The sequence below is a fragment of the Cellulosimicrobium sp. ES-005 genome (genome assembly GCF_040448685.1).
Lineage (GTDB): Bacteria > Actinomycetota > Actinomycetes > Actinomycetales > Cellulomonadaceae > Cellulosimicrobium > Cellulosimicrobium cellulans_G.
Map to the genome: position 1 here is coordinate 4,381,453 of NZ_CP159290.1, position 19,616 is coordinate 4,401,068.

A 19,616-nucleotide genomic window follows, 5' to 3' on the forward strand; every position below is an offset into this window, starting at 1 on the left:
CGCGGGTGCGCGGAGGGGCGGGCCTCGCGCGGTCGGCACGAGTAGGACAGACTGGGCGAATGAGCATGTCACGCCCGGGTGCCGTCCCCCGTGTCCCCACCCCGCCCCGTGGTGAGGAGATCGCGTCGTACGCGACCTACCTCGAGGCGCAGAAGGCGGTCGACTTCCTCTCCGACAACAAGTTCGCGGTCGAGCTCGTGACGATCGTCGGCACCGACCTCAAGATGGTCGAGCGCGTGACGGGCCGGCTCACGTACGGGCGGGTCGCGATCGCGGGCGCGGCGTCCGGCGCGTGGTTCGGACTCTTCGTCGGCCTGCTGCTCTTCATGTTCTCCGGCCAGGGCGGGTTCGTCCTCACGGCCATCGCGATCGGCGCCGGGTTCGGCCTCCTCTTCTCCGTGCTGTCGTACGCCCTCACGCAGGGCAAGCGCGACTTCACGTCGCAGAGCCAGATCGTCGCCTCGTCGTACGGGATCCTCTGCGCGCCCGAGCGCGCGGGCGACGCGCGCCAGCTCCTCGCGCGGATGCCGGAGGGCGCGGGCGGGGTCCGTGCCCCGGCCGCCCCGGCGAACCCGACGTGGGGCACGCCCGGAGCGACCCCGCCTCCCGCGGCTCCCACGCCGACCGCCCCGGCGCCCGAGCCGACGTCGGGCGCCGGCCCGGCGCCCACGCCCCCGGTCGCGCCGCCCGCCCGGACGCCCGACCCCCGCTGGACCACGCCGACCGGGGAGCCGCGCTACGGCGCCATGCGACCGACGTCGGACCAGCCGGCCGACGCGGAGCCCGGCACCGAGCAGGCCCCGGGAGCGCAGCAGCCGGACCAGCCCGAGCGTCCCGCCTGACGGACGACGAGGGCAGGCCGCCTCAGGCGCGCAGGCGCGCCATCCAGGCCTCCACGTCCTCGGGGCGGCGGGGGAGCGCGGCCGAGAGGTTCTCGTTGCCGTCGGCGGTCACGAGCACGTCGTCCTCGATGCGGACGCCGATCCCGCGGTACTCCTCCGGGACCGCCAGGTCGTCCGCCTTGAAGTACAGACCGGGCTCGATCGTGAAGACCATGCCGGGCTGCAGGATCCCGTCGAGGTAGAGCTCGCGGCGCGCCTGCGCGCAGTCGTGCACGTCCAGGCCCAGGTGGTGGCTCGTGCCGTGCACCATCCAGCGACGGTGCTGCTGCCCCTCGGGCGAGAGCGACTCGGCGGCGCTCACCGGGAGCAGGCCCCACTCCTCCAGGCGCGCGGCGACGACCTCCATCGCGGCGGCGTGCACGTCGCGGAAGCGCGCGCCCGGCACGGCGACGGCGAACGCGGCGTCCGCGGCGTCGAGCACCGCCTGGTACACGCGGCGCTGGACCTCGGTGAACTCGCCGTCGACGGGCAGCGTGCGCGTGACGTCCGCCGTGTAGAGCGAGTCGACCTCGACGCCCGCGTCGAGCAGCACGAGCTCGCCCGTGCGCACGACGCCGTCGTTGCGGATCCAGTGCAGCGTCGTCGCGTGCTCGCCGGCCGCGGCGATCGTCTCGTAGCCGACCGTGTTGCCCTCGAGGCGCGCGTGGGCGTCGAACGTCGTCTCGATGACGCGCTCGCCGCGCCGGTGCTCGACGGCGCGCGGGAGGTTCCGCACGACCTCCTCGAAGCCCGCGATCGTGGCGGCGACGGCCTCGCGCATCTGCTCGACCTCGTGGGCGTCCTTGACGAGCCGCAGCTCGGAGACGGCCTCGACGAGCGCGGCGTCGGTGCGCCGGTAGGCGGCCTCCGCCCGGGCGAGCCACTCGGCCTCGGTGAGCTCCTGGTCCTGGGCGCCCTCGACGTCGTCCAGCCCGGCCTCCGCGCGGATCGCCTCGACGAGCGCCTCCACGGCCTCGTCGGCGCCCGCGACGACGAGCAGCGTCACCCCGCCCGGGCCGACGTCCTTGGCGAGCGCGTCGCGCAGCTCGTCGACGTGGCGGGCCTCGACGCCCGTGGCCGCCGCGACGTCGTCGAGCGACGGCCGCGCGCCGACCCAGAACTCGCCGTAGCGCGAGTCGGCGTAGAACTCCTCGGTGTCGCGCGCGGCGAGCGGGCGCACGTAGAGCACGGCGTGGTGGTCCGAGCCGCCGTCGCCGGTCCCGGGCTCCACGGGGTGCAGCACGAGCACCGCGTCGGGCTCCTGGTCCGTGCCGTAGCCGGTGAGGTGCGCGAACGCCGAGTGCGGGCGGAACCGGTAGTCGGTGTCGTTCGAGCGCGTCTTCAGCGGCCCGGCGGGCACCACGAGGCGCGCGCCCGGGAACCGGGCGGACAGCGCGGCGCGGCGGGCGACGGTGTACGGGGCGGCCGGGAGGGGCTCGACGTCGAGCTCCGCGCGCGGCGCCCAGCCGCTCGTGATGAAGGCCTTGAACGCGTCGGAGTCGGGGCGCTGGGAGCGGTTGCTGCCGCGCGCGGCCAGGTCCTGGCCGTCGCCGGCGCTGTCGGGTGCCTGGTCGGGCGTCTCGGACGTGGGCTCGGGCGTGACGGGGGTGGCGTCGGTCATGCCCCCAGTCTCGCACCGCGCACGCGGCCGAAGTCCGCGAGCGCGCGCCCGAGCACGCGGTTGAAGGCCTCGGGGGCCTCGCTGTTGACGTCGTGGCCGGCGCGCGGCACGACGACGAGCGCGGCGTCCGCGGCGGCGGCGAGGTAGCGCTGCTCGTCGAGGCGCATGTGGTCGCGGGCGCCGTTGACGAGCCAGACGGGCACGTCGACGTCGCGCACGTGGGCGAGCCACGAGCGGCCCGCGAGCTGGGTGAGGGCGTCGGTCACGACGTGCCAGCCGGGTGCGGCCGGAGCGGGGGCACCCGCGTCGGCCGGACCGGCGAGCGCGTACGACGACGCGGCGCCGCCCGGGAGCGAGCGCCCGCCGCGGGCGATCGTGCTCCACGCCGCCGCGCTCGTGCGCGCCGCCCAGCGCGCTCCGCGCCCGACGGCGCCCCCTCCCGCCACGACGAGGCGCGCGACGTCGCGGTACAGCGCGACGGGCTTGCCCTTGGGGTCGGACGTGCACGCCGCGGCGACCACGCCCGCGAGGTTCGCGGGGCGGCGGGCCGCCCAGGCGAGCGACGTGTAGCCGCCGAGCGAGAGCCCGACCAGCGCGACGCGACGGTCCGGTCCGAACGAGGCGGCGGCCTCGTCGAGCACCTCGAAGGACCGGTCGAGCGTGAACCGCTCGTGCGCGAGGGCGCCGTGCGCGGGCAGGTCCACGGCGACGGCGTCGTGCCCGAGGGCGCGCACGTGGTCGACCTGGTGGTCCCAGATCGCGCCGGACGTGCGCATGCCGTGCACGAAGACGACGGCGGGCGGGCGCTCCGGGCCGTCGGCGGGCGCGTCGGTGCGGGGGGCGGGCGGGGCGAGCAGGGCGGGGGCGTGCGTCGTGGGGGTCATCGCTCCCGACTGTGGCACCCGAGCCTGGGACGGCCGTGGGGAGGGATAGCGCCCCGTGTGCACATCGTGTGCGGGTCCCGTGCCGCCGACCCGGTGTCCCGTCACTATCCTGGGACCCGTGCGCATCGACCTCCACACCCACTCGACCGCGTCGGACGGCACGGACGCGCCGGGGGAGGTCGTCGAGGCCGCGGCCGCGGCCGGGCTCGACGTCGTCGCGCTCACGGACCACGACACGACCGCGGGCTGGGCTCAGGCGACGGACGCGGCGCTGCGCCACGGCGTCGCGCTCGTGCGCGGCGCGGAGATCTCGGCCCGCTCGGGCGGCATCAGCGTGCACCTGCTCTCCTACCTGCACGACCCGGCGCACGAGGCGCTCCTCGCGGAGCTCGACCGCACGCGCGACGCGCGCACGAGCCGGGCGCGGCGGATGGTCGACCTCATCGCCGAGGACTACCCGATCACGTGGGATGATGTGCTCGCGCAGACCATCGAGGGCACGACGATCGGGCGGCCGCACATCGCGGACGCGCTCGTCGCCGCAGGGCTCTCGCCCGACCGCTCGGCGGCGTTCGCGACGATCCTCGCCACCGACACCCCGTACTACGTGCCCCACTACGCGCCCGACGCCGTCGCGGCGGTGCGGGGGATCCGTGCCGCGGGCGGTGTGCCCGTCTTCGCCCACCCGGGCGCGGACGGCCGAGGGCACGTCGTGTCCGACGCGGTGATCGAGGAGATGACCGCGGCGGGGCTCGCGGGGCTCGAGGTGTTCCACCGCGACCACGACGAGCGTCAGCGCGCACGGCTCGAGGACCTGGCCCGCACCCTGGGCCTGTTCGTCACCGGGTCGAGCGACTACCACGGGGCCGGCAAACCGAACCGGCTCGGGGAGAACACGACAGCACCGACCGTGCTGGAGCAGATCGAGGAGCTGGGACAGTTGGACGTGATCCGATGATCGGACGATGAGCGAGGTCTTCGACGTCCGGCTCTTCACGGAGGTCTTCGTCACCCTGTTCGTCATCATGGACCCGCCCGGCACGGTGCCGGTGTTCCTGGGCCTGACGAGCGCGATGGGTGCCAAGCAGCGCAACCAGGCGGCACGCACCGCGATCTTCGTCGCGTTCGGCGTGATCGTCGCGTTCGCGGCGTTCGGCCAGCAGATCCTCAGCTACATGCACATCTCGCTGCCCGCCCTGCAGACCGCGGGCGGGCTGCTGCTGCTCCTCGTCGCGATGGAGCTGCTCACGGGCAAGATGGAGGAGCCGCAGCCGTCGGGCAACAAGGGCGTCAACGTCGCGCTCGTGCCCCTCGGCACGCCGCTGCTCGCCGGCCCGGGCGCGATCGTCGCGACCATGGTCTTCGTCCAGCGCGCGGGGGAGCGCGGAGGCGGCGTCGCGGAGTGGGTCGCGATCGTCGCGGGCGTCGTCGCGGTGCACGTGTGCCTCTGGCTCTCCATGCGCTTCGCGAACGTCATCAACCGCGTGCTCGGCGACTCCGGGACCATCCTCGTGACGCGCATCGCCGGTCTGCTGCTCGCCGCCATCGCGGTCCAGCTCGTGGCCGACGCCGTCACGCAGTTCGTCCAGGCCGCCTGACGTCCGCCGCGGGTCGTGCCGCGCCGCGCGAGCCGCGACTCCCGACCCGGCACCTCGTGGTGCCGCGCACGGCCTCGCGGAGCCTGTCGGGGGAGCGCTAGGGTCGGCAGCGGTGCGGACGACGGCCGTCCGCGCGACCAGTTCGGCAGGGGTCCTCATGAATGCTGGCACGCGCTCGGCGCGACGCACGCTCGGCGTGGTCACCGTGATGGGGGTGTGCGGGGTCGTGGCCCTCGCCGGCTGCACGTCCACCCCCGGAGGGGCACCGACGGCGCAGGAGCTCGGGCTCGTCCCGCTCCCGGCGTCGGTCGAGGTCTCGGACGCCGCGCCCTTCGTGCTCGACGGCGGGACCCGGGTCGTCGTCGACGCGGCGGCGGGCAGCGCCGTCGGGCAGGAGGGCGCGGTCCACGTCGGCGAGCTGCTCGCCGCGGAGCTGCGCACGCCCACGGCGCTCGACCTCCCGGTCGAGACGGACCCCGAGGCCGACGGCGGCGCGGTGGTGCTGCGGCTCGAGCCCGGCGGCGAGTCGTGGGACCCCGACGGCCTGCTCGACGACCCGGCGGCCGAGGCGTACACCCTGGAGGCCGGGGAGGGCGGCGTCGTGCTCGCCAGCACGACGCCCGCGGGCCTGTACCGCGGCACGCGCACGCTGCTCCAGCTCCTGCCGCCCGAGGTCGAGGCGTCCGCCCCCGTCGACGACGTCGCGTGGGAGGTGCCGGCGGTCGAGATCACCGACGCGCCGCGCTACGCGTACCGCGGCGCGATGCTCGACGTCGCGCGGCGCTTCGCCCCGGTCGAGGACGTCCAGCGGTTCGTCGACCACCTCGCGGCCTACCGGCTCAACGTGCTGCACCTGCACCTGTCCGACGACCAGGGCTGGCGGCTCACGGTCGACGGCCTGCCGGAGCTCACCGAGGTGGGCGGCCGGACGCAGGAGGGCTGGCCGCCGGGGACGGGCGGGCCGTGGTTCTACACGCCCGAGGAGTACGCGGAGATCGTCGAGTACGCGGCCGACCGGTACGTCACCGTCGTCCCCGAGATCGACGGACCCGGGCACACGCTCGCCGCGCAGTCCGTCCTGGGGTCGCTGCGCTGCGACGGGACGCCCGGCGAGCCGTACTGGGGGCCGGAGGTGAACAACCCCATGATCTGCTCGAGCGACGAGAACATGCCGGCGGTCCAGGAGTACCTCGACACCGTCCTCGCCGCCGTCGTGGCGCAGAACCCCGGTCCGTACGTGCACCTGGGCGGGGACGAGGCTCCCAGCCCCGCGGAGGGCTGGTACGAGAACTACACGGCGGCGGCGAACCAGATCGTCGCGGAGCACGGGCGCACGGTCGTCGGCTGGCACCAGTGGGCGCAGGGCACGACCCTGCCGGAGGGCAGCCTGATCCAGTACTGGGGCGTGGGCGAGCGCAACCAAGGGCTCATCGGGACCGCGCGGGAGACCGCGGACGTCCAGGAGGTCCGCGCGGCGCTCGCCGCCGGCGCCGACCTGATCATGTCTCCCGCGGACCGCACGTACCTCGACATGAAGTACGACGACCTCACCCCGTACGGGCTGGAGTGGGCCGCGCGGATCGACCTCGAGCGCGCGTACTCGTGGGACCCCGAGACCGAGCTGACGTCGACCCTCGACCCGGAGCGGAAGGTCGACGTCACGGGACGCGTCGCCGGGGTCGAGGCGCCCCTGTGGTCGGACCGCTCCTACCCGGACAGCCTCACTCACCTGCCGACGAGCACCGACGAGTTCGTCGACGTCGACGTCTACGTGGACTTCATGACCTTCCCCCGCCTGCCCGCGCTCGCCGAGGTGGCCTGGACCGCCCAGGCCGACCGTGACTACGAGGACTTCGAGGCACGGATCGTGCGGCTGGCCCCTCGGTGGGACGCCGCGGGCATCGGGTGGAATCGCGTGCACGACGTGCGCTGGGACGACTGAGGCGGACGGCCGGCGTCCGGGGGTCGCGGCCCCCGGACGCCGGCGCGTCACGGTCGGTGCGTCACGACGGCCGTCAGGGCCAGTAGTCGTCGAAGTTCCGCGAGAACTCCCAGCCGTTGTAGCGGTCCCAGTTGATCGACCACGTCATGAGGCCGCGCAACGCGGGCCACCGCCCGTGCGTCTGGTACGACCCGCAGCCCGTGCCCTTCGTGAGGCAGTCCAGGGCCTGGTTGACCTGGGCCGGCGCGGTGTGGCCGTTGCCCGCCTGCGTGCTCGCCGGCAGGCCGATCGCGACCTGGTCCGGGCGCAGCGCGGGGAACACCTTGGTCGTGTCGCGCGCGACCGGGAAGCCGGTGAGCAGCATGTCCGTCATGGCGATGTGGAAGTCCGCGCCGCCCATGGTGTGGTACTGGTCGTCGAGCCCCATGATCGGGCCCGAGTTGTAGTCCTGGACGTGCAGGAGCGTCAGGTCGTCGCGCAGCGCGTGGATGACGGGCAGGTACGCGCCGCACCGCGGGTCCTGACCGCCCCACGGCCCGGAGCCGTAGAACTGGTAGCCGTTCTGGACGAAGAACGTCTCCGGCGCCATGGTCAGCACGAAGTCGTCGCCGTAGCGTGCCGCGAGCGTCTTGAGCGCGGAGATGAGGTTGACGATCACCGGCGTGGTCGGGTTGCGGAAGTCCGTGTCGCCCGTGTTCAGGTACAGCGAGTGGCCCTCGAAGTCGATGTCGACCCCGTCCAGCCCGTAGGTGTCGATGATCGAGCTCACCGACGCGACGAACGCGTCGCGCGCGGCGGTCGTCGTGAGCTGCACCTGACCGTTCTGCCCGCCGATCGACAGGAGCACCTTCTTGCCCGCCGCGCGCTTGGCGGCGACGGCGGCCTTGAACTCGGTGACCGACTCGACGTTCGGGCACTCGGTCTGCGGGCACAGGCTGAACCGGATGTCCCCGGACGTGACGCTCGTCGGCTCGCCGAACGCGAGGTTGATGACGTCCCACGAGTCGGGGACGTCCGCCATGCGGGTGTAGCCCGAGCCGTTGGCGAACGAGGCGTGCAGGTAGCCGACGAGCGCGTGCGGCGGGAGGTCGCCGCCGGTGCCGCCGCCGTCGGCCGTCGTGACGGTGACGGCGGTGGAGCGGGGGGACTCGCCGGCGCTGTTGGTGGCGGTGACCTGGAAGGAGTAGGCGGTGGACGCGGCGAGCCCGGTGACGCTGGCGGACGGGGTCGTGGTGGTGGCGACCTTGGTGCCGTCGCGGTAGACGGCGTACCCGGTGGCGCCGGTCACCGCGCCCCAGGTGAGCGGGACGCTGCTGGCGGTGGGGGTGCCGGCGGCGAGGCCGGTCGGGGTGGCCGGCGGCTGCGTCGTGCCGCCGGCCGTGGTCACGGTGACGGCGGTGGACCGGGCGGACTCGCCGGCGCCGTTGGTGGCGGTGACCTGGAAGGAGTAGGCGGTCGAGGCGGCGAGCCCGGAGACCGTCGTGGACGGGGTCGTGGTGGTGGCGACCTTCGTGCCGTCGCGGTAGACGGCGTAGCCGGTGGCGCCGGTCACCGCGCCCCAGGTGAGGGCGACGCTGCTGGCGGTGGGGGTGCCGGCGGTGAGCCCGGTGGGCGTGGCGGGCGGCTGCGTCGTGCCGCCGCCCGGGCCGACGAGGCTGACGTCGTCGACGAGGTAGGCCGGCTGGCCGTACCAGCCGTGCAGGTAGATCGTCGCCGACGTGGCCGTCGCCGAGGTGGTGAACGTCAGGCTGAGGCGCTGCCAGGTCGAGGCGGACGGCGTCCACGTGGAGACGTCCTGCGCGGTCGCGCCGCTCGCCCCCAGGTAGACGTACGCGCCCTGGACCCACGCGCTGAGCGTGTACGTGGAGGAGGGCTGCACCGGGACGGACTGCGAGCAGCGCGCGTTGTCCGCGCCGGCGGGCGCGGCCCGCAGGGCACCGCTCCCGGTGCGGACCGGGCTCGCGGTCGCCTGTGAGGTCGAGCCGGAGCAGGTCCACCCCGACAGCCCCGACTCGAACCCGCCGTTGACGGCGAGCTCGGTATCCGCTGCGGTGGCGGTGGTGGTCCCGGTGAGCAGCGTCCCGACGAGCGTCGCCGAGGCGACGAGCGCGAGGATCCTGCGCAGCCGTCGGCGTCGTGGGGTCGTGGGGTCCATGGTGGGTCTCGCTTTCGTCGTCGAGGAGCGGTCCCGCGCAAGGTCCTCCGGGCGCCCCGTGCTGGTCAATCCCCGTACGAGAGACCCCGTACGGCCCGTCCTCGTCGCCGCGGACAAACAGGGGATGTTAGGTTCTTTCGGTGAACCAGCCGATCGTCCCGCCCCGCAAGGTGTCCGAGCTCGTCGTCGAGCGGCTCAGCGAGCGCATCGCTCGCGGGGAGTGGCCGGTCGGCTCCCGGATCCCGCCGGAGCCCGAGCTCGTGGCCGAGCTCGGCGTGGGTCGGAACACGGTCCGCGAGGCCGTGCGGGCCCTCGAGCACGCCGGCGTCCTCGAGCCCCGGCGCGGCGACGGCACCTACGTCCGCGCGGCCGACGGCCTCGACGCCGCCCTGGCGCGCCGCGCGCGGACCACCGACGCCTTCCACGTGCTCGACGTGCGCGGCGTCCTCGAGCGCGGTGCGGCGCGGGCGGCGGCCGTCCGGCACGACGCGGACGCGCTCGCCCGGCTCGACGTGGCGCTCGCGGCCCAGACCGCGGCCCGCGGTGCGGACGAGGACACGTTCCAGGCCGCCGACGTCGCGTTCCACGCCGAGGTCGTGCGCGCCGCCGGCAACCCGCTGCTCGCGGACCTCTACGACGGCCTCGACCACGCGCTCGTCCGGACGTACCCCTCGGGGGAGCAGCGCCTGCACCACCGCGACGTCCCCGGCCACGAGGAGGTGGTGGCCGCGATCCGGGCCGGCGACGCCGACGCGGCCGAGGACGCGGTCGCCGCGACGATCGACGCCGTGCGCGCGCACCTGGTGGAGGCCGCCGCGGAGCGCGCCGGGGCGACGGAGGCCGACGCGTGAGCGGGCTGCGCCGACCGCTGGGGGTGGGGGCGGTCGTCGCGATCGTCCTGGCGTCGCTCAACCTGCGCCCCGCCGTCGTGTCGATCTCGCCGGTGCTCGGGGAGATCCGCGCCGACCTGGGGCTCAGCGCGACGGCGGCCGGCGTGCTCACGACGCTGCCCGTCCTGTGCTTCGGCCTCCTCGCGCCGCTCGCGCCGGTGCTCGCGCGGCGGTGGGGCCTCGAGCGCGCGCTCTTCGTGAGCCTCGTCGCGCTGTGCGTCGGCTTCGCGCTGCGGCTCGTCCCCGAGACGTGGGGCCTGTTCGCCGGGACCGTGGTCGCCGGGTGCGCGATCGGCCTCGGGAACGTCCTGCTCCCCGCGCTCATCAAGCGCGACTTCGCCGACCGCATCGGCCTCATGACGGGGCTGTACTCGATGGCGCTGTCGGGCGGCGCCGCGCTCGCCGCGGGGCTGACGATCCCGGTCGCGACCGCGGCCGGTCTCGACTGGCGCGGCGCGCTCGCGACGTGGGGCGTGCTCGCCGTCCTCGGCGTGCTCGTGTGGGTGCCGCGCGCGCTGCGGCCCGACCCGGCCGGCGCGACGGCGTTCGGCGCGGGCGCGGGGGCCGGGGTCGCGCGCTCCACGGTGTGGCGGAGCCCGCTCGCCTGGGCGGTCACGGTCGTCATGGGCATGCAGTCGCTGTCGTTCTACGCCGTCAACGCGTGGCTCCCGGAGATCATGGTCGCGCTCGGCCGGACGCCGGAGGCGGGCGGCTGGCTCCTCGCTCTGTGCAACCTCGCGGGCATCCTCGGGTCGTTCGTGACCCCGGTCCTCGCCGGGCGCATGCGCCGCCAGCGGGGCATCGGGATCGCGCTCGTCGTGCTCGTCGGGACGGGGCTGCTCGGGCTGGCCCTCGCCCCCGGCGCCGCGGCGCTCTGGGTCGTGCTGGTGGGCCTGGGCCAGGGCGGCGGCATCAGCCTCGCGCTCACGCTCATGGCCCTGCGGGCCCGCGATGCCGCCCACACGTCCGAGCTCTCCGGCATGGCACAGAGCGCGGGCTACCTGCTCGCGGCGACCGGGCCGCTCGGCCTCGGCCTCGCGCACGACGCCACGGGCGCGTGGACGCTGCCGCTCCTCCTGCTCGTCGCCGCGGCCGCCGTCCAGGGCGTCGCCGTGTGGTTCGCGGGCCGGGACGCGCACGTGCACTGACCGGTCCCGGACGCGACGAACCCCGGGTCCCTCCCCACCGCGTGGTGATCGTGGGGAGCGACCCGGGGTTCGTCGTCGGGCTTGCGGGAGCCTCCGGGCTACTCGGCGGGCTGGGAGGTCGCCTCGGCGCCGCCCTGCTGCTCGACCGGACGGCCGCCGCGCGTGCGGCGACGGTTGCGGGACCGACGACGGCGCTCGCCGCCCTCGGACGGTGCGCCCGCGGCGTCGGTCTGCTCGCCCTCGGGACGACCGCCCGAGCGCTCGCCCTCCGCGCGTCGGCCGCCGGAGCGGCCCTGGCCGCCCGACCGTCCGCGGTCACCCTGCTCGCCCCGGCTGCGACCGCCGTCGGACCGGCCGCCCTGGCGTCCCCGCGACCCGCCGGCCGGGGTGTGCCGCTTGCCGGTCTCGCCGAGGTCCTCGATCTCCTCCGCGTCGAGCCCGGCGAGCGTGCGCCGGTCCTTGGGGAGGCGGCCCTTGGTGCCCTCGGGGATGTGCAGGTCGGTGTACAGGTGCGGCGAGCTCGAGTACGTCTCGACCGGCTCGGGGATGCCGAGGCCGAGCGCCTTGTCGATGAGCGACCAGCGCGGGATGTCGTCCCAGTCGACGAACGTGACGGCGGTGCCCTTGTTGCCCGCGCGGCCCGTGCGGCCCGTGCGGTGCAGGTACGTCTTCTCGTCCTCGGGGCACTGGTAGTTCACGACGTGCGTGACGTCCTCGACGTCGATGCCGCGCGCCGCGACGTCCGTCGCGACGAGCACGTCGATCTTGCCGTTGCGGAACGCGCGCAGCGCCTGCTCGCGCGCGCCCTGGCCGAGGTCGCCGTGGATCGAGCCGGCGGCGAAGCCGCGGTCGACGAGCTCGTCCGCGACCTTCGCCGCGGTGCGCTTGGTCCGCGCGAACACGATCGTGCGTCCGCGGCCCTCCGCCTGGAGGATGCGCGCGAGCATCTCGACCTTGTCCAGCGCGTGCGCGCGGTAGACGACCTGCTCGATGTTCTTGACCGTCTGGCCGCCGTCGTCGGGGTCGTTCGCGCGGATGTGCGTCGGCTGCTTCATGTAGCGGCGCGCCATCGACACGACGGCGCCCGGCATGGTCGCCGAGAACAGCATGGTGTGGCGCTGCGCGGGCGTGCGGGCCAGGATCTTCTCGACGTCCGGGAGGAAGCCCAGGTCGAGCATCTCGTCCGCCTCGTCGAGGACCACGATCGCGGCCCGCGTGAGGTTGAGGTGGCCCTGGTTCATCAGGTCGATCATGCGGCCCGGGGTGCCGACGACGACCTCGACGCCGCGCTGCAGCGCCTCGACCTGCGGCTCGTAGGCGCGGCCGCCGTAGAGCTGGACGATGCGCACGGAGCGCCGCTTCGAGGCGGTGCCGAGGTCGTTCGCGACCTGGACCGCGAGCTCGCGCGTCGGGACGACGACGAGCGCCTGCGGCTTGCCGGGCGAGGGCAGCTCGTCGAACCCGGGCTCGCCCGGCGCGACGACGCGGTGCAGCAGCGGCACGCCGAAGCCGAACGTCTTGCCGGTGCCGGTCTTGGCCTGGCCGATGATGTCGTGGCCCGACATCGCGACCGGGAGCGTCATCGCCTGGATGGGGAAGGGCTGGACGATGCCCGCGTCGGAGAGCGCGTCGACGATCTCCTGGCGCACGCCGAAGTCGGCGAAGGTGGTGTTGTCCGCGTGGACGCTGGCGGCGACGGTGGTCGCGTCCGCGCTCACGTCAGGGGTGGCGTCTGTGGTGGTCACTGGTGCCTCTGTCTCGTTCGGGCACGCGCGACCGTCGGCGGGCCCGGCGGGGGCCCGGTCCCGGGAGGCTCCCGGTCGCGGTCGTACGCACCTCGTGGCCGGCAGCCGATCGTGGGATGTCGTGGCCAGGACCGCGCTGCGGACCGTGCCGTGCCGTCGTCGTTCCGCGTGACGAGCGTGAGGTCTGGACGACCGGGCAACCGATGTACGTCGGCCATGATATCGGAGAACTATCCTGTCCCGATGAGCGACGCCGAGCACGCGAGCCCCCTGACCCTGCCCACGGCGGACCACGCGGACGCGGTGGAGCTGCTCGGGCTCGTCGCGTACACCGAGCTCGCGAGCTTCGGACGCCTCGCGGGCGACGCCGCGCACGCGCCCACGCTGCGCCAGCGTCAGGCCCTGTCCCGGCTCGCGGCGGCGATGCTCGACCGGCAGGAGCGCGTCCTCGTGCGCGTCGACGAGCTCGGCGGCGACCCCGCCGACTGCATGACGGCGTTCGACGGCCTCTTCGACGACTTCGACGCCCGCACCCGTCCGAGCACCTGGTGGGAGGGGATCCTCAAGGGGTACGTCGGCCAGGGCGTCGCGGACGACTTCTGCCTGCTCGCGGCCCAGGGCCTCGACGAGCGCTCGCGCGACGTCGTCGTGGAGGCGCTCACGCAGGACACGCCCTCGCAGCGCTACGCCCCCGTCATCGCGGACGCCGCCGCCGCGGACCCGGTGCTCGCGTCCCGCCTCGCGCTGTGGGGCCGGCGCCTCGTCGGCGAGGCGCTGGGCGTCGTGGGCGTCGTCCTGTCCGAGCGGCCCGCTCTCGCCCGGCTCGTCGCGGCGGGCGTGGACGCGACGGCCGACGCCGGGTCGGGCGGCCCGGCGCCCGCGACGCAGTCGTGGGTGTTCTCGCGCCTGACGGCGGAGCACTCCCGGCGCATGGACCGCCTGGGTCTGGCGGCATGACGAAGCCGCCGCCGCGCCCGAGGCGCGACGGCGGCACGTGACGGTCAGGTCGTGGCGGTCAGAGAGAGCCGAAACCGACCTTGCGCTGCTCCTCGGTGCCGATCTCGACGTAGCCGAGCGACGCCGTCGGGACGATCACGCGACGACCGCGCGAGTCGGTGAGCTCGAGGGCGGGGGCGCCGCCGAGGGCGTCCGCGACGGCGGTCGCCACGGCGTCGGCGGACAGGTCCGTGTCGACGACGAGCTCACGGGCCAGGTTCTGCACACCGATCGTGACTTCCACGCACATCTCCTCACAGCGGCTGCGCCAGGCGCAGCGACGACGGGTCTCGGGCCGCCCGTGGGCGTCCCACCGGCGACAACGCGTTCGATAGTAGTCAGATTCCCGCGGTCGACCCGTCGAGCGCCGCGTCGGGGTCCGGGCCCGGCGCCGGGGCGACGTCGGGCGACGTCGTCCCCGCGGCGTCCGGCGAACCCGCCCGTGAGCGGCGCAGCATCCCGTGCACCCCGCGCCAGACGAGGCGCGGGACGAGCCGGGTGACGTCGTCGGCGGACGCGGTCCCGTCCGGCCGCACGGCCTCGGTCGCCGCCGCCCGACCCACGGCCGTGCACGTCCGCGAGACGACGAGCGCCTCGTCCGCGTCGAGGTCGGTGATCCGGACGAGCACGTCGGCGAACGCCCCGGCGATACGGGCGTCGGGGGCGAGCACGCGCGCCCGCACCACCGGGTCGCGCATGACGTCGGACTCGAAGAGCAGGGCCGCGGACCTGCCCGCGGTGCGCGCGTAGGCGACGTACGCCCGGACGATGCCCTCGATGACGGCGAGCCCGTCGACCGCGAGCGCGTCGAGGTCGCCCGCGGAGATCCCGGGGGCCGGCTCGCGGAACGGGTCGAGCGTCTCGTGGACGGAGCGGACGAGGCGGTCGCCCTGGTCGTCGATGAGCGCGAGGTAGAGGTCGAGCTTCGAGGGGAAGTGTCGGTACAGCACGGGCTTGCCGACTCCGGCGCGGTCCGCGATGTCGTCCATCGAGATGTGGTGGTAGCCGTGGGAGGCGAAGAGCTCCTCGGCGATCGTCAGGAGCTGCGTGCGCCGCTCGTCCCGGGGCATCCGGGTGCGCGCGGGGACGGGCGGCCCGGCCGTGCCGCGCGTGCGTCCCTCGCTGGCTCCGGTCATGGGGGGAGGATACGGAAACGGGGGCCGGTGTCGACCGGGCGTCGCGAGGAGTGGGACGATGGGCGGGTGCCCGACAGACATACCCCCTCGAACCGCCCGTCGACGCCGCGCGTGAAGCGCTCCTCGCAGGGCCTGCGGCACGGCGCGGCGGTCGCCGCCTGCCTCGTCGTCGGCTTCGGCGGCGGTGCCGCCACGGCGGAGGTGTGGGACGTCCCGGGCGCTCCGGCACCGGTCTCGGCGGACCGCGAGGACCCGCCCGCGCCCGTCCGTGACGAGCCCGACGCGGCGAGCCGGTCGGGCGTGGAGCGCGCGGACGACGTCGTGCGGGCCCCGGAGCTGCGCGAGCTCGTCGCGCCGCGCCCGGACGTGGTCGCGCCGCTCGCCCCCGCGGACGCGCCGACGGCTCCGGCCGCGGACCCCGTGCCGGACCCCGCGCCCACGACCCCCGAGGCGCCGGTCGCCGAGCCCGGCTCGGGCCTCGTGGGCGACGTCGTCGTCGCGCCCGACCTCGGGGGTGCGCTCGACGTCGTCCCGGGGGAGGCCCCGGCGCCGGGGGCGGGCGTCGTCCGGTCCGTGCGGGTCGAGGTCGAGCAGGGTCTGCCCGTGGACGGCGAGGTCCTCGCGACGGCCGTGCTCGCGACGCTCAACGACCCGCGCGGGTGGTCCGGCCCCGACGGCGTGACGTTCTCCCGCACGGCGGCCGACGACGCGTCGATCCGCGTCGTGCTCGCCAGCCCCGCGACCACCGACCGGATGTGCGCCCCCCTCGCGACCGAGGGGAAGTACTCGTGCGGCAACTCCGTGTCCGGCGTCGCGGTGCTCAACTTCGAGCGCTGGGTGCTCGGCGCCCCCGACTTCGGGGACGACCTCGCGACGTACCGCCAGTACCTGGTGAACCACGAGGTGGGTCACGTGCTCGGGCACGGCCACGAGGACTGCCCGGCCCCGGGCGCGGTCGCGCCGGTGATGGTGCAGCAGTCGATCTCTGCCCAGGGCTGTCTGACCAACGGGTGGCCGGTGCCGTAGTCGCGCCGCGCCGTCGGCGACGCCGGCGGTGTGGGTGGCGCGTGATGGGATCGGGTCCGTGCCCCGGACGACCGCCCCTCGCCTCGTCGCGCGGCCTCGCGACCACGAGGCCGACGTCACGCTCGACGACTCCCAGCGCGCGGCGCTCGCCGCCGCGTCCCGTCCCGGCGTGACGCTCGTCGTCGGGGCGCCGGGCACGGGGAAGACGCTCGTCGCGCAGGAGGTCGTGCTCGCGGCGCTCGCCGACGGCCTCGCCCCCGAGCGCGTCCTGCTCCTCGCCGCGTCGCGTCGGGCGGCGGCGGCGCTCCGGGACCGCCTGTCGGCCCGCGCGCGGCGCACCGTCGGGGCGCCGATGGTGCGCACCGCGGCCTCCGCGGCCTTCGCGGTGCTGCTCGAGCGAGCGGCTGCCCTGGGGGAGCCCGTCCCCACGCTCATCTCCGGCCCCGAGCAGGACCTCGTGCTCTCCGAGCTGCTGGAGGGCCACCTGGGGGGCGACCTCGCGCACCTGGGCGCGCCCCTCGTCCTGCCGCCCGGACTGCCCGAGGAGGCGCTCGGGCTCCGGGGCCTGCGCCAGGAGCTCCGCGACCTCCTCATGCGCGCGGCCGAGCGCGGCCTGACGCCCGCCGACCTCGCCGCGCTCGGCGACCGCTACGAGCGGCCGGAGTGGTCGCTGGGCGCCCAGCTCTTCGCGGAGTACCTCGACGTGACCGCGCTGCGCTCGGGGACGCCGGACGCGGGCGCCCGGTTCGACCCGGCGATCGTGGTCGACGAGGCGGCCGAGGCGCTGCTCGCGTGGGACGACGAGGTGCCCGACGCCGCGCGCCCGCGGTGGGACCTCGTCGTCGTCGACGACTACCAGGAGGCGACGGTCGCGACCGCGCGGCTGCTGCACGTGCTGCACGACGACGGCGCCCGGCTCGTGCTGCTCGGCGACCCCGACGCCGCGGTGCAGACCTTCCGCGGCGCGAGCCCGGGCCTCGTCGGCCGCGCCTCGGCGCCCGCCCGCCGGGACGGTGCCCGGCGCGGCGAGCTCGGGGCGCGCGTCGCCGTGCTCGGCACGGCGTGGCGGCAGGACCCCGCGCTGCGCGCCGTGACGCGCCGGGTCGCGGCGCAGGTCGGCACCGTCGCCGGCGCGGTGCACCGCGGTGCCGCCTCCCGGGGGGCCCCGGTCGGCGCGGGCGACGCGGCCGGTTCGCCGGGCGCGTCGTCGGGGACCGGCGGAGGCGGCGAGCCCGGGGCCGCCGTGCCCGTCCAGGTCGCCGTGCTCTCGGCCGTCGCGCAGGAGTCCGCGTTCGTGGCGCGCGAGCTGCGGGCCGAGCACCTGCTGCACGGCACCCCGTGGCACCGGATGGCGGTGATCGCGCGGACCGGGACCCGCCTCGCTGCGCTGCGCCGCGAGCTCGTCGCCGCCTCGGTGCCGGTCACGCTGCTCGGCTCCGACGTCCCGCTGCGCGACGAGCCGGCGGTCGCGCCGCTGCTCGCCGCGGTCCGTGCGTGCGTCGCCGACCCGGAGGACGCCGACGCGCTGGACCCGTTCACCGCGGCGGCCCTGCTCACGTCGCCCGTCGGCGCGCTGGACGTCGTCGCGCTGCGCCGGCTGCGGCGCGCGCTGCGGGCCGAGGAGCTCGAGGGCGGGGGCGGGCGCTCGTCGGACGCGCTGCTCGTCGAGCTGCTGCAGGACCCGGCGCGCGCGGCGACGCTGCCCCCGACCGTGCGCCGGGGCCCGGTCGCCGTCGCGCGGGCGCTCGCGGCGGGGCGGGCTGCGGCGGCCGAGCCCGGCGCGACGGCGCAGACCGTGCTGTGGGCGGTGTGGGCGGCGACCGGGCTCGCGGAGCGGTGGCGCTCGGCGGCGCTCGACGGCGGCCCGGCCGGGGCGCGTGCGGACCGTGACCTCGACGCGGTGCTCGCCCTGTTCCGCGCGGCGGAGACGTTCGTCGACCGCATGCCCGGTGCGCCGGCCGAGGCGTTCGTCGAGTACCTCGCGTCGCAGGACCTGCCGGCCGACTCGCTCGCGGCGAGCGCGAGCGGTGCCGACGCCGTCGCGGCGCTGACGCCCGCGGGTGCCGCCGGGCGCGAGTGGGACGTCGTCGTGGTCGCGGGCGTGCAGGACGGTGTCTGGCCCGACCTCCGCCTGCGCGACTCGCTGCTCGGGTCGCAGGCGCTCGTCGAGCTCCTCGCGGGCCGCGCGCACGACGCGCACGGCGTGGGGTCGCAGGCGCGGGCGCAGGTGCTCGCGGACGAGCTGCGCGCGTTCGTCGTCGCGACGTCGCGCGCGACCCGGCGGCTCGTGGTGACGGCGGTCCAGGACGCCGAGGAGGCGCCCTCCGTGTTCTGCGACCTGGTCGTCCCGCCCGCCGGGCCCGACGGTCCGGACGAGGGCCCGGACGGCGGCGCGCCGGACGACGGGTCGCCGGGTCCGGCTGCGGCGGGCGGGACCCCCTCCGGCCCCGGCGCCGACCCGGAGGCGCGGCGGCACGTGCGCGTCGGCGCCCCGCTCGACCTGCGCGGGCTCGTGGCCGCGGCCCGCGGCGTTCTCGTCGAGGCCGCCGCGGGCGCGGCGCGGGTGTCCCCGGCAGCTGCGGAGCAGGGACCGGGTCGCGTGCCCGACGACTCCCGCGGTGGCGCCGACCTCCACGGCGGGCGCGTCCCCGAGGGGGGCCCCGACGGCGTCCCGGACGCGCGTGCGGTCGCGGCGGCCACGCTCCTGGCCGACCTGGGCGAGCTCGGGGTCGCGGAGGCGCGACCCGAGACCTGGTACGGGGTCGCCGGCGTGTCGAGCGCCGCGCCGCTGCGTGGCGCGCAGGAGATCGTCACCGTGTCGCCGTCGAAGGTCGAGACCGTCTCGACCTGCCCGCTGCGGTGGTCGCTCGAGGCCGCGGGCGGCACCGCGCCGGACGCGACGCACCAGAGCCTCGGCACGCTCGTGCACTCGATCGCGGAGACCCACCCGTCGGGGTCGCTCGCCGAGCTGCGCGCCGAGCTCGACCGCCGCTGGGCCGAGCTCGCGCTGCCCGAGGGCTGGCCGACGCGCCAGCTCCGCCGTCGTGCGGAGCGCATGATCGAGAAGCTCGCGGCCTACGTGGCGCAGGCGGGCGAGCCGCTCCTCGTCGAGCCGACGTTCGACGTCACCGTCGGTCGCGCGCGCCTGCGCGGGACGATCGACCGGGTCGAGGACGCGGGCGAGGGCACGGTCCGCGTCGTCGACCTCAAGACCGGACGGCGCACCGCGACCAAGGCCGAGGGCGCCGAGCACCCGCAGCTCGGCGCGTACCAGCTCGCGGTCGAGGCAGGCGCCCTCGACGTGCCCGAGGGGACGCGGAGCGCGGGGGCGCAGCTCGTCTACGTGGGCAGCACGCACGTCGGCCCCGCCGTCGTCCCGCAGCCCGCGCTCGACCCGGCAGCCGACGGCTCGAGCTGGGCGCGCGACCTCGTCGAGGAGGCTGCCGGCACGATGTCGGCGGCGACGTTCACGGCCCGCCAGAACGGGCTGTGCGAGATGTGCCCGGTGCGGCGTGCGTGCCCGGTGCAGCCCGAGGGCAGGAGGGTCGTGGCGTGAGCAGCGAGCTGTTCGAGCTCCCGGAACCCGAGGCGACG

General features: G+C 76.0%; 15 protein-coding genes. 9 read left to right on the forward strand and 6 right to left on the reverse strand.

What is annotated here, in order from left to right:
* Positions 1–59 precede the first annotated feature (59 nt).
* Positions 60–842 (forward strand): general stress protein, encoded by a 783-nt coding sequence (locus ABRQ22_RS19540; RefSeq protein ID WP_353707885.1) that lies wholly within the window; start codon positions 60–62, stop codon positions 840–842.
* Positions 843–864: 22 nt separating this feature from the next.
* Here the strand turns inward: ABRQ22_RS19540 and ABRQ22_RS19545 are convergent, their stop codons facing one another.
* Positions 865–2,502: an aminopeptidase P family protein gene (locus ABRQ22_RS19545; RefSeq protein WP_353707886.1), complete on the reverse strand. Its 1,638-nt coding sequence runs from the start codon at positions 2,500–2,502 to the stop codon at positions 865–867.
* Entirely contained in the window at positions 2,499–3,386 is an 888-nt protein-coding gene (locus tag ABRQ22_RS19550) for an alpha/beta hydrolase (protein WP_353707887.1), read from the reverse strand. The genes ABRQ22_RS19545 and ABRQ22_RS19550 overlap by 4 nt, the downstream gene beginning before the upstream one ends.
* A 118-nt stretch (positions 3,387–3,504) precedes the next feature.
* On the opposite strand from ABRQ22_RS19550, the gene ABRQ22_RS19555 reads away from it, so the two are divergent.
* The 3 genes from ABRQ22_RS19555 to ABRQ22_RS19565 all read left to right on the forward strand — a co-directional run bounded on the left by ABRQ22_RS19555 (position 3,505) and on the right by ABRQ22_RS19565 (position 6,926).
* Positions 3,505–4,344, forward strand: coding sequence for a PHP domain-containing protein (locus ABRQ22_RS19555; RefSeq protein WP_353707888.1), 840 nt, complete (start codon positions 3,505–3,507; stop codon positions 4,342–4,344).
* Positions 4,345–4,351: 7 nt separating this feature from the next.
* Entirely contained in the window at positions 4,352–4,984 is a 633-nt protein-coding gene (locus ABRQ22_RS19560; protein WP_253050929.1) for a MarC family protein, read from the forward strand.
* A gap of 157 nt (positions 4,985–5,141) precedes the next feature.
* On the forward strand, positions 5,142–6,926 hold the full coding sequence (locus tag ABRQ22_RS19565) for a family 20 glycosylhydrolase (RefSeq protein ID WP_353707889.1): 1,785 nt from the start codon (positions 5,142–5,144) through the stop codon (positions 6,924–6,926).
* Positions 6,927–6,999: 73 nt separating this feature from the next.
* On the opposite strand, the gene ABRQ22_RS19570 is transcribed toward ABRQ22_RS19565, so the two are convergent.
* A complete protein-coding gene (locus tag ABRQ22_RS19570; RefSeq protein ID WP_353707890.1) occupies positions 7,000–9,081 on the reverse strand; it encodes a glycosyl hydrolase family 18 protein in 2,082 nt (693 codons plus the stop codon).
* 140 nt (positions 9,082–9,221) lie between these two features.
* On the opposite strand from ABRQ22_RS19570, the gene ABRQ22_RS19575 reads away from it, so the two are divergent.
* The gene (locus tag ABRQ22_RS19575; RefSeq protein WP_353707891.1) at positions 9,222–9,932 is read left to right on the forward strand and encodes an FCD domain-containing protein; all 711 of its coding nucleotides are present in this window, start codon (positions 9,222–9,224) and stop codon (positions 9,930–9,932) included.
* The gene (locus tag ABRQ22_RS19580) at positions 9,929–11,119 is read left to right on the forward strand and encodes an MFS transporter (RefSeq protein ID WP_253050933.1); all 1,191 of its coding nucleotides are present in this window, start codon (positions 9,929–9,931) and stop codon (positions 11,117–11,119) included. Before ABRQ22_RS19575 ends, ABRQ22_RS19580 begins: the two co-directional genes overlap by 4 nt.
* 98 nt (positions 11,120–11,217) lie before the next feature.
* Here the strand turns inward: ABRQ22_RS19580 and ABRQ22_RS19585 are convergent, their stop codons facing one another.
* Positions 11,218–12,864: a DEAD/DEAH box helicase gene (locus ABRQ22_RS19585; protein WP_353707892.1), complete on the reverse strand. Its 1,647-nt coding sequence runs from the start codon at positions 12,862–12,864 to the stop codon at positions 11,218–11,220.
* Positions 12,865–13,107: 243 nt separating this feature from the next.
* Here ABRQ22_RS19585 and ABRQ22_RS19590 point away from each other — a divergent pair, with 243 nt between their 5' ends.
* A complete protein-coding gene (locus ABRQ22_RS19590) occupies positions 13,108–13,821 on the forward strand; it encodes a ferritin-like fold-containing protein (protein WP_353707893.1) in 714 nt (237 codons plus the stop codon).
* A 58-nt stretch (positions 13,822–13,879) separates the two neighbouring features.
* Here the strand turns inward: ABRQ22_RS19590 and ABRQ22_RS19595 are convergent, their stop codons facing one another.
* Together ABRQ22_RS19595 and ABRQ22_RS19600 are read right to left on the reverse strand one after the other, a co-directional pair.
* Complete coding sequence (locus ABRQ22_RS19595) at positions 13,880–14,104, reverse strand: DUF3107 domain-containing protein (protein ID WP_205205335.1); 225 nt, start codon at positions 14,102–14,104, stop codon at positions 13,880–13,882.
* A 94-nt stretch (positions 14,105–14,198) separates the two neighbouring features.
* Entirely contained in the window at positions 14,199–14,996 is a 798-nt protein-coding gene (locus ABRQ22_RS19600) for a TetR/AcrR family transcriptional regulator (RefSeq protein WP_353707894.1), read from the reverse strand.
* 111 nt (positions 14,997–15,107) lie between these two features.
* On the opposite strand from ABRQ22_RS19600, the gene ABRQ22_RS19605 reads away from it, so the two are divergent.
* Positions 15,108–16,022, forward strand: a complete 915-nt coding sequence (locus ABRQ22_RS19605) for a DUF3152 domain-containing protein (protein ID WP_353707895.1) — start codon at positions 15,108–15,110, stop codon at positions 16,020–16,022.
* A gap of 58 nt (positions 16,023–16,080) precedes the next feature.
* On the forward strand, positions 16,081–19,578 hold the full coding sequence (locus ABRQ22_RS19610; protein ID WP_353707896.1) for a PD-(D/E)XK nuclease family protein: 3,498 nt from the start codon (positions 16,081–16,083) through the stop codon (positions 19,576–19,578).
* Positions 19,579–19,616 lie beyond the last annotated feature (38 nt).

Bases quoted from the DNA above. Each gene is read 5' to 3' on its own strand.
- ABRQ22_RS19540 (WP_353707885.1), top strand. From the start codon at position 60: ATGAGCATGTCACGCCCGGGTGCCGTCCCCCGTGTCCCCACCCCGCCC.
- ABRQ22_RS19590 (WP_353707893.1), top strand. From the start codon at position 13,108: ATGAGCGACGCCGAGCACGCGAGCCCCCTGACCCTGCCCACGGCGGAC.
- ABRQ22_RS19550 (WP_353707887.1), bottom strand. From the start codon at position 3,386: ATGACCCCCACGACGCACGCCCCCGCCCTGCTCGCCCCGCCCGCCCCC.
- ABRQ22_RS19600 (WP_353707894.1), bottom strand. From the start codon at position 14,996: ATGACCGGAGCCAGCGAGGGACGCACGCGCGGCACGGCCGGGCCGCCC.
- ABRQ22_RS19560 (WP_253050929.1), top strand. From the start codon at position 4,352: ATGAGCGAGGTCTTCGACGTCCGGCTCTTCACGGAGGTCTTCGTCACC.
- ABRQ22_RS19545 (WP_353707886.1), bottom strand. From the start codon at position 2,502: ATGACCGACGCCACCCCCGTCACGCCCGAGCCCACGTCCGAGACGCCC.
- ABRQ22_RS19565 (WP_353707889.1), top strand. From the start codon at position 5,142: ATGAATGCTGGCACGCGCTCGGCGCGACGCACGCTCGGCGTGGTCACC.
- ABRQ22_RS19570 (WP_353707890.1), bottom strand. From the start codon at position 9,081: ATGGACCCCACGACCCCACGACGCCGACGGCTGCGCAGGATCCTCGCG.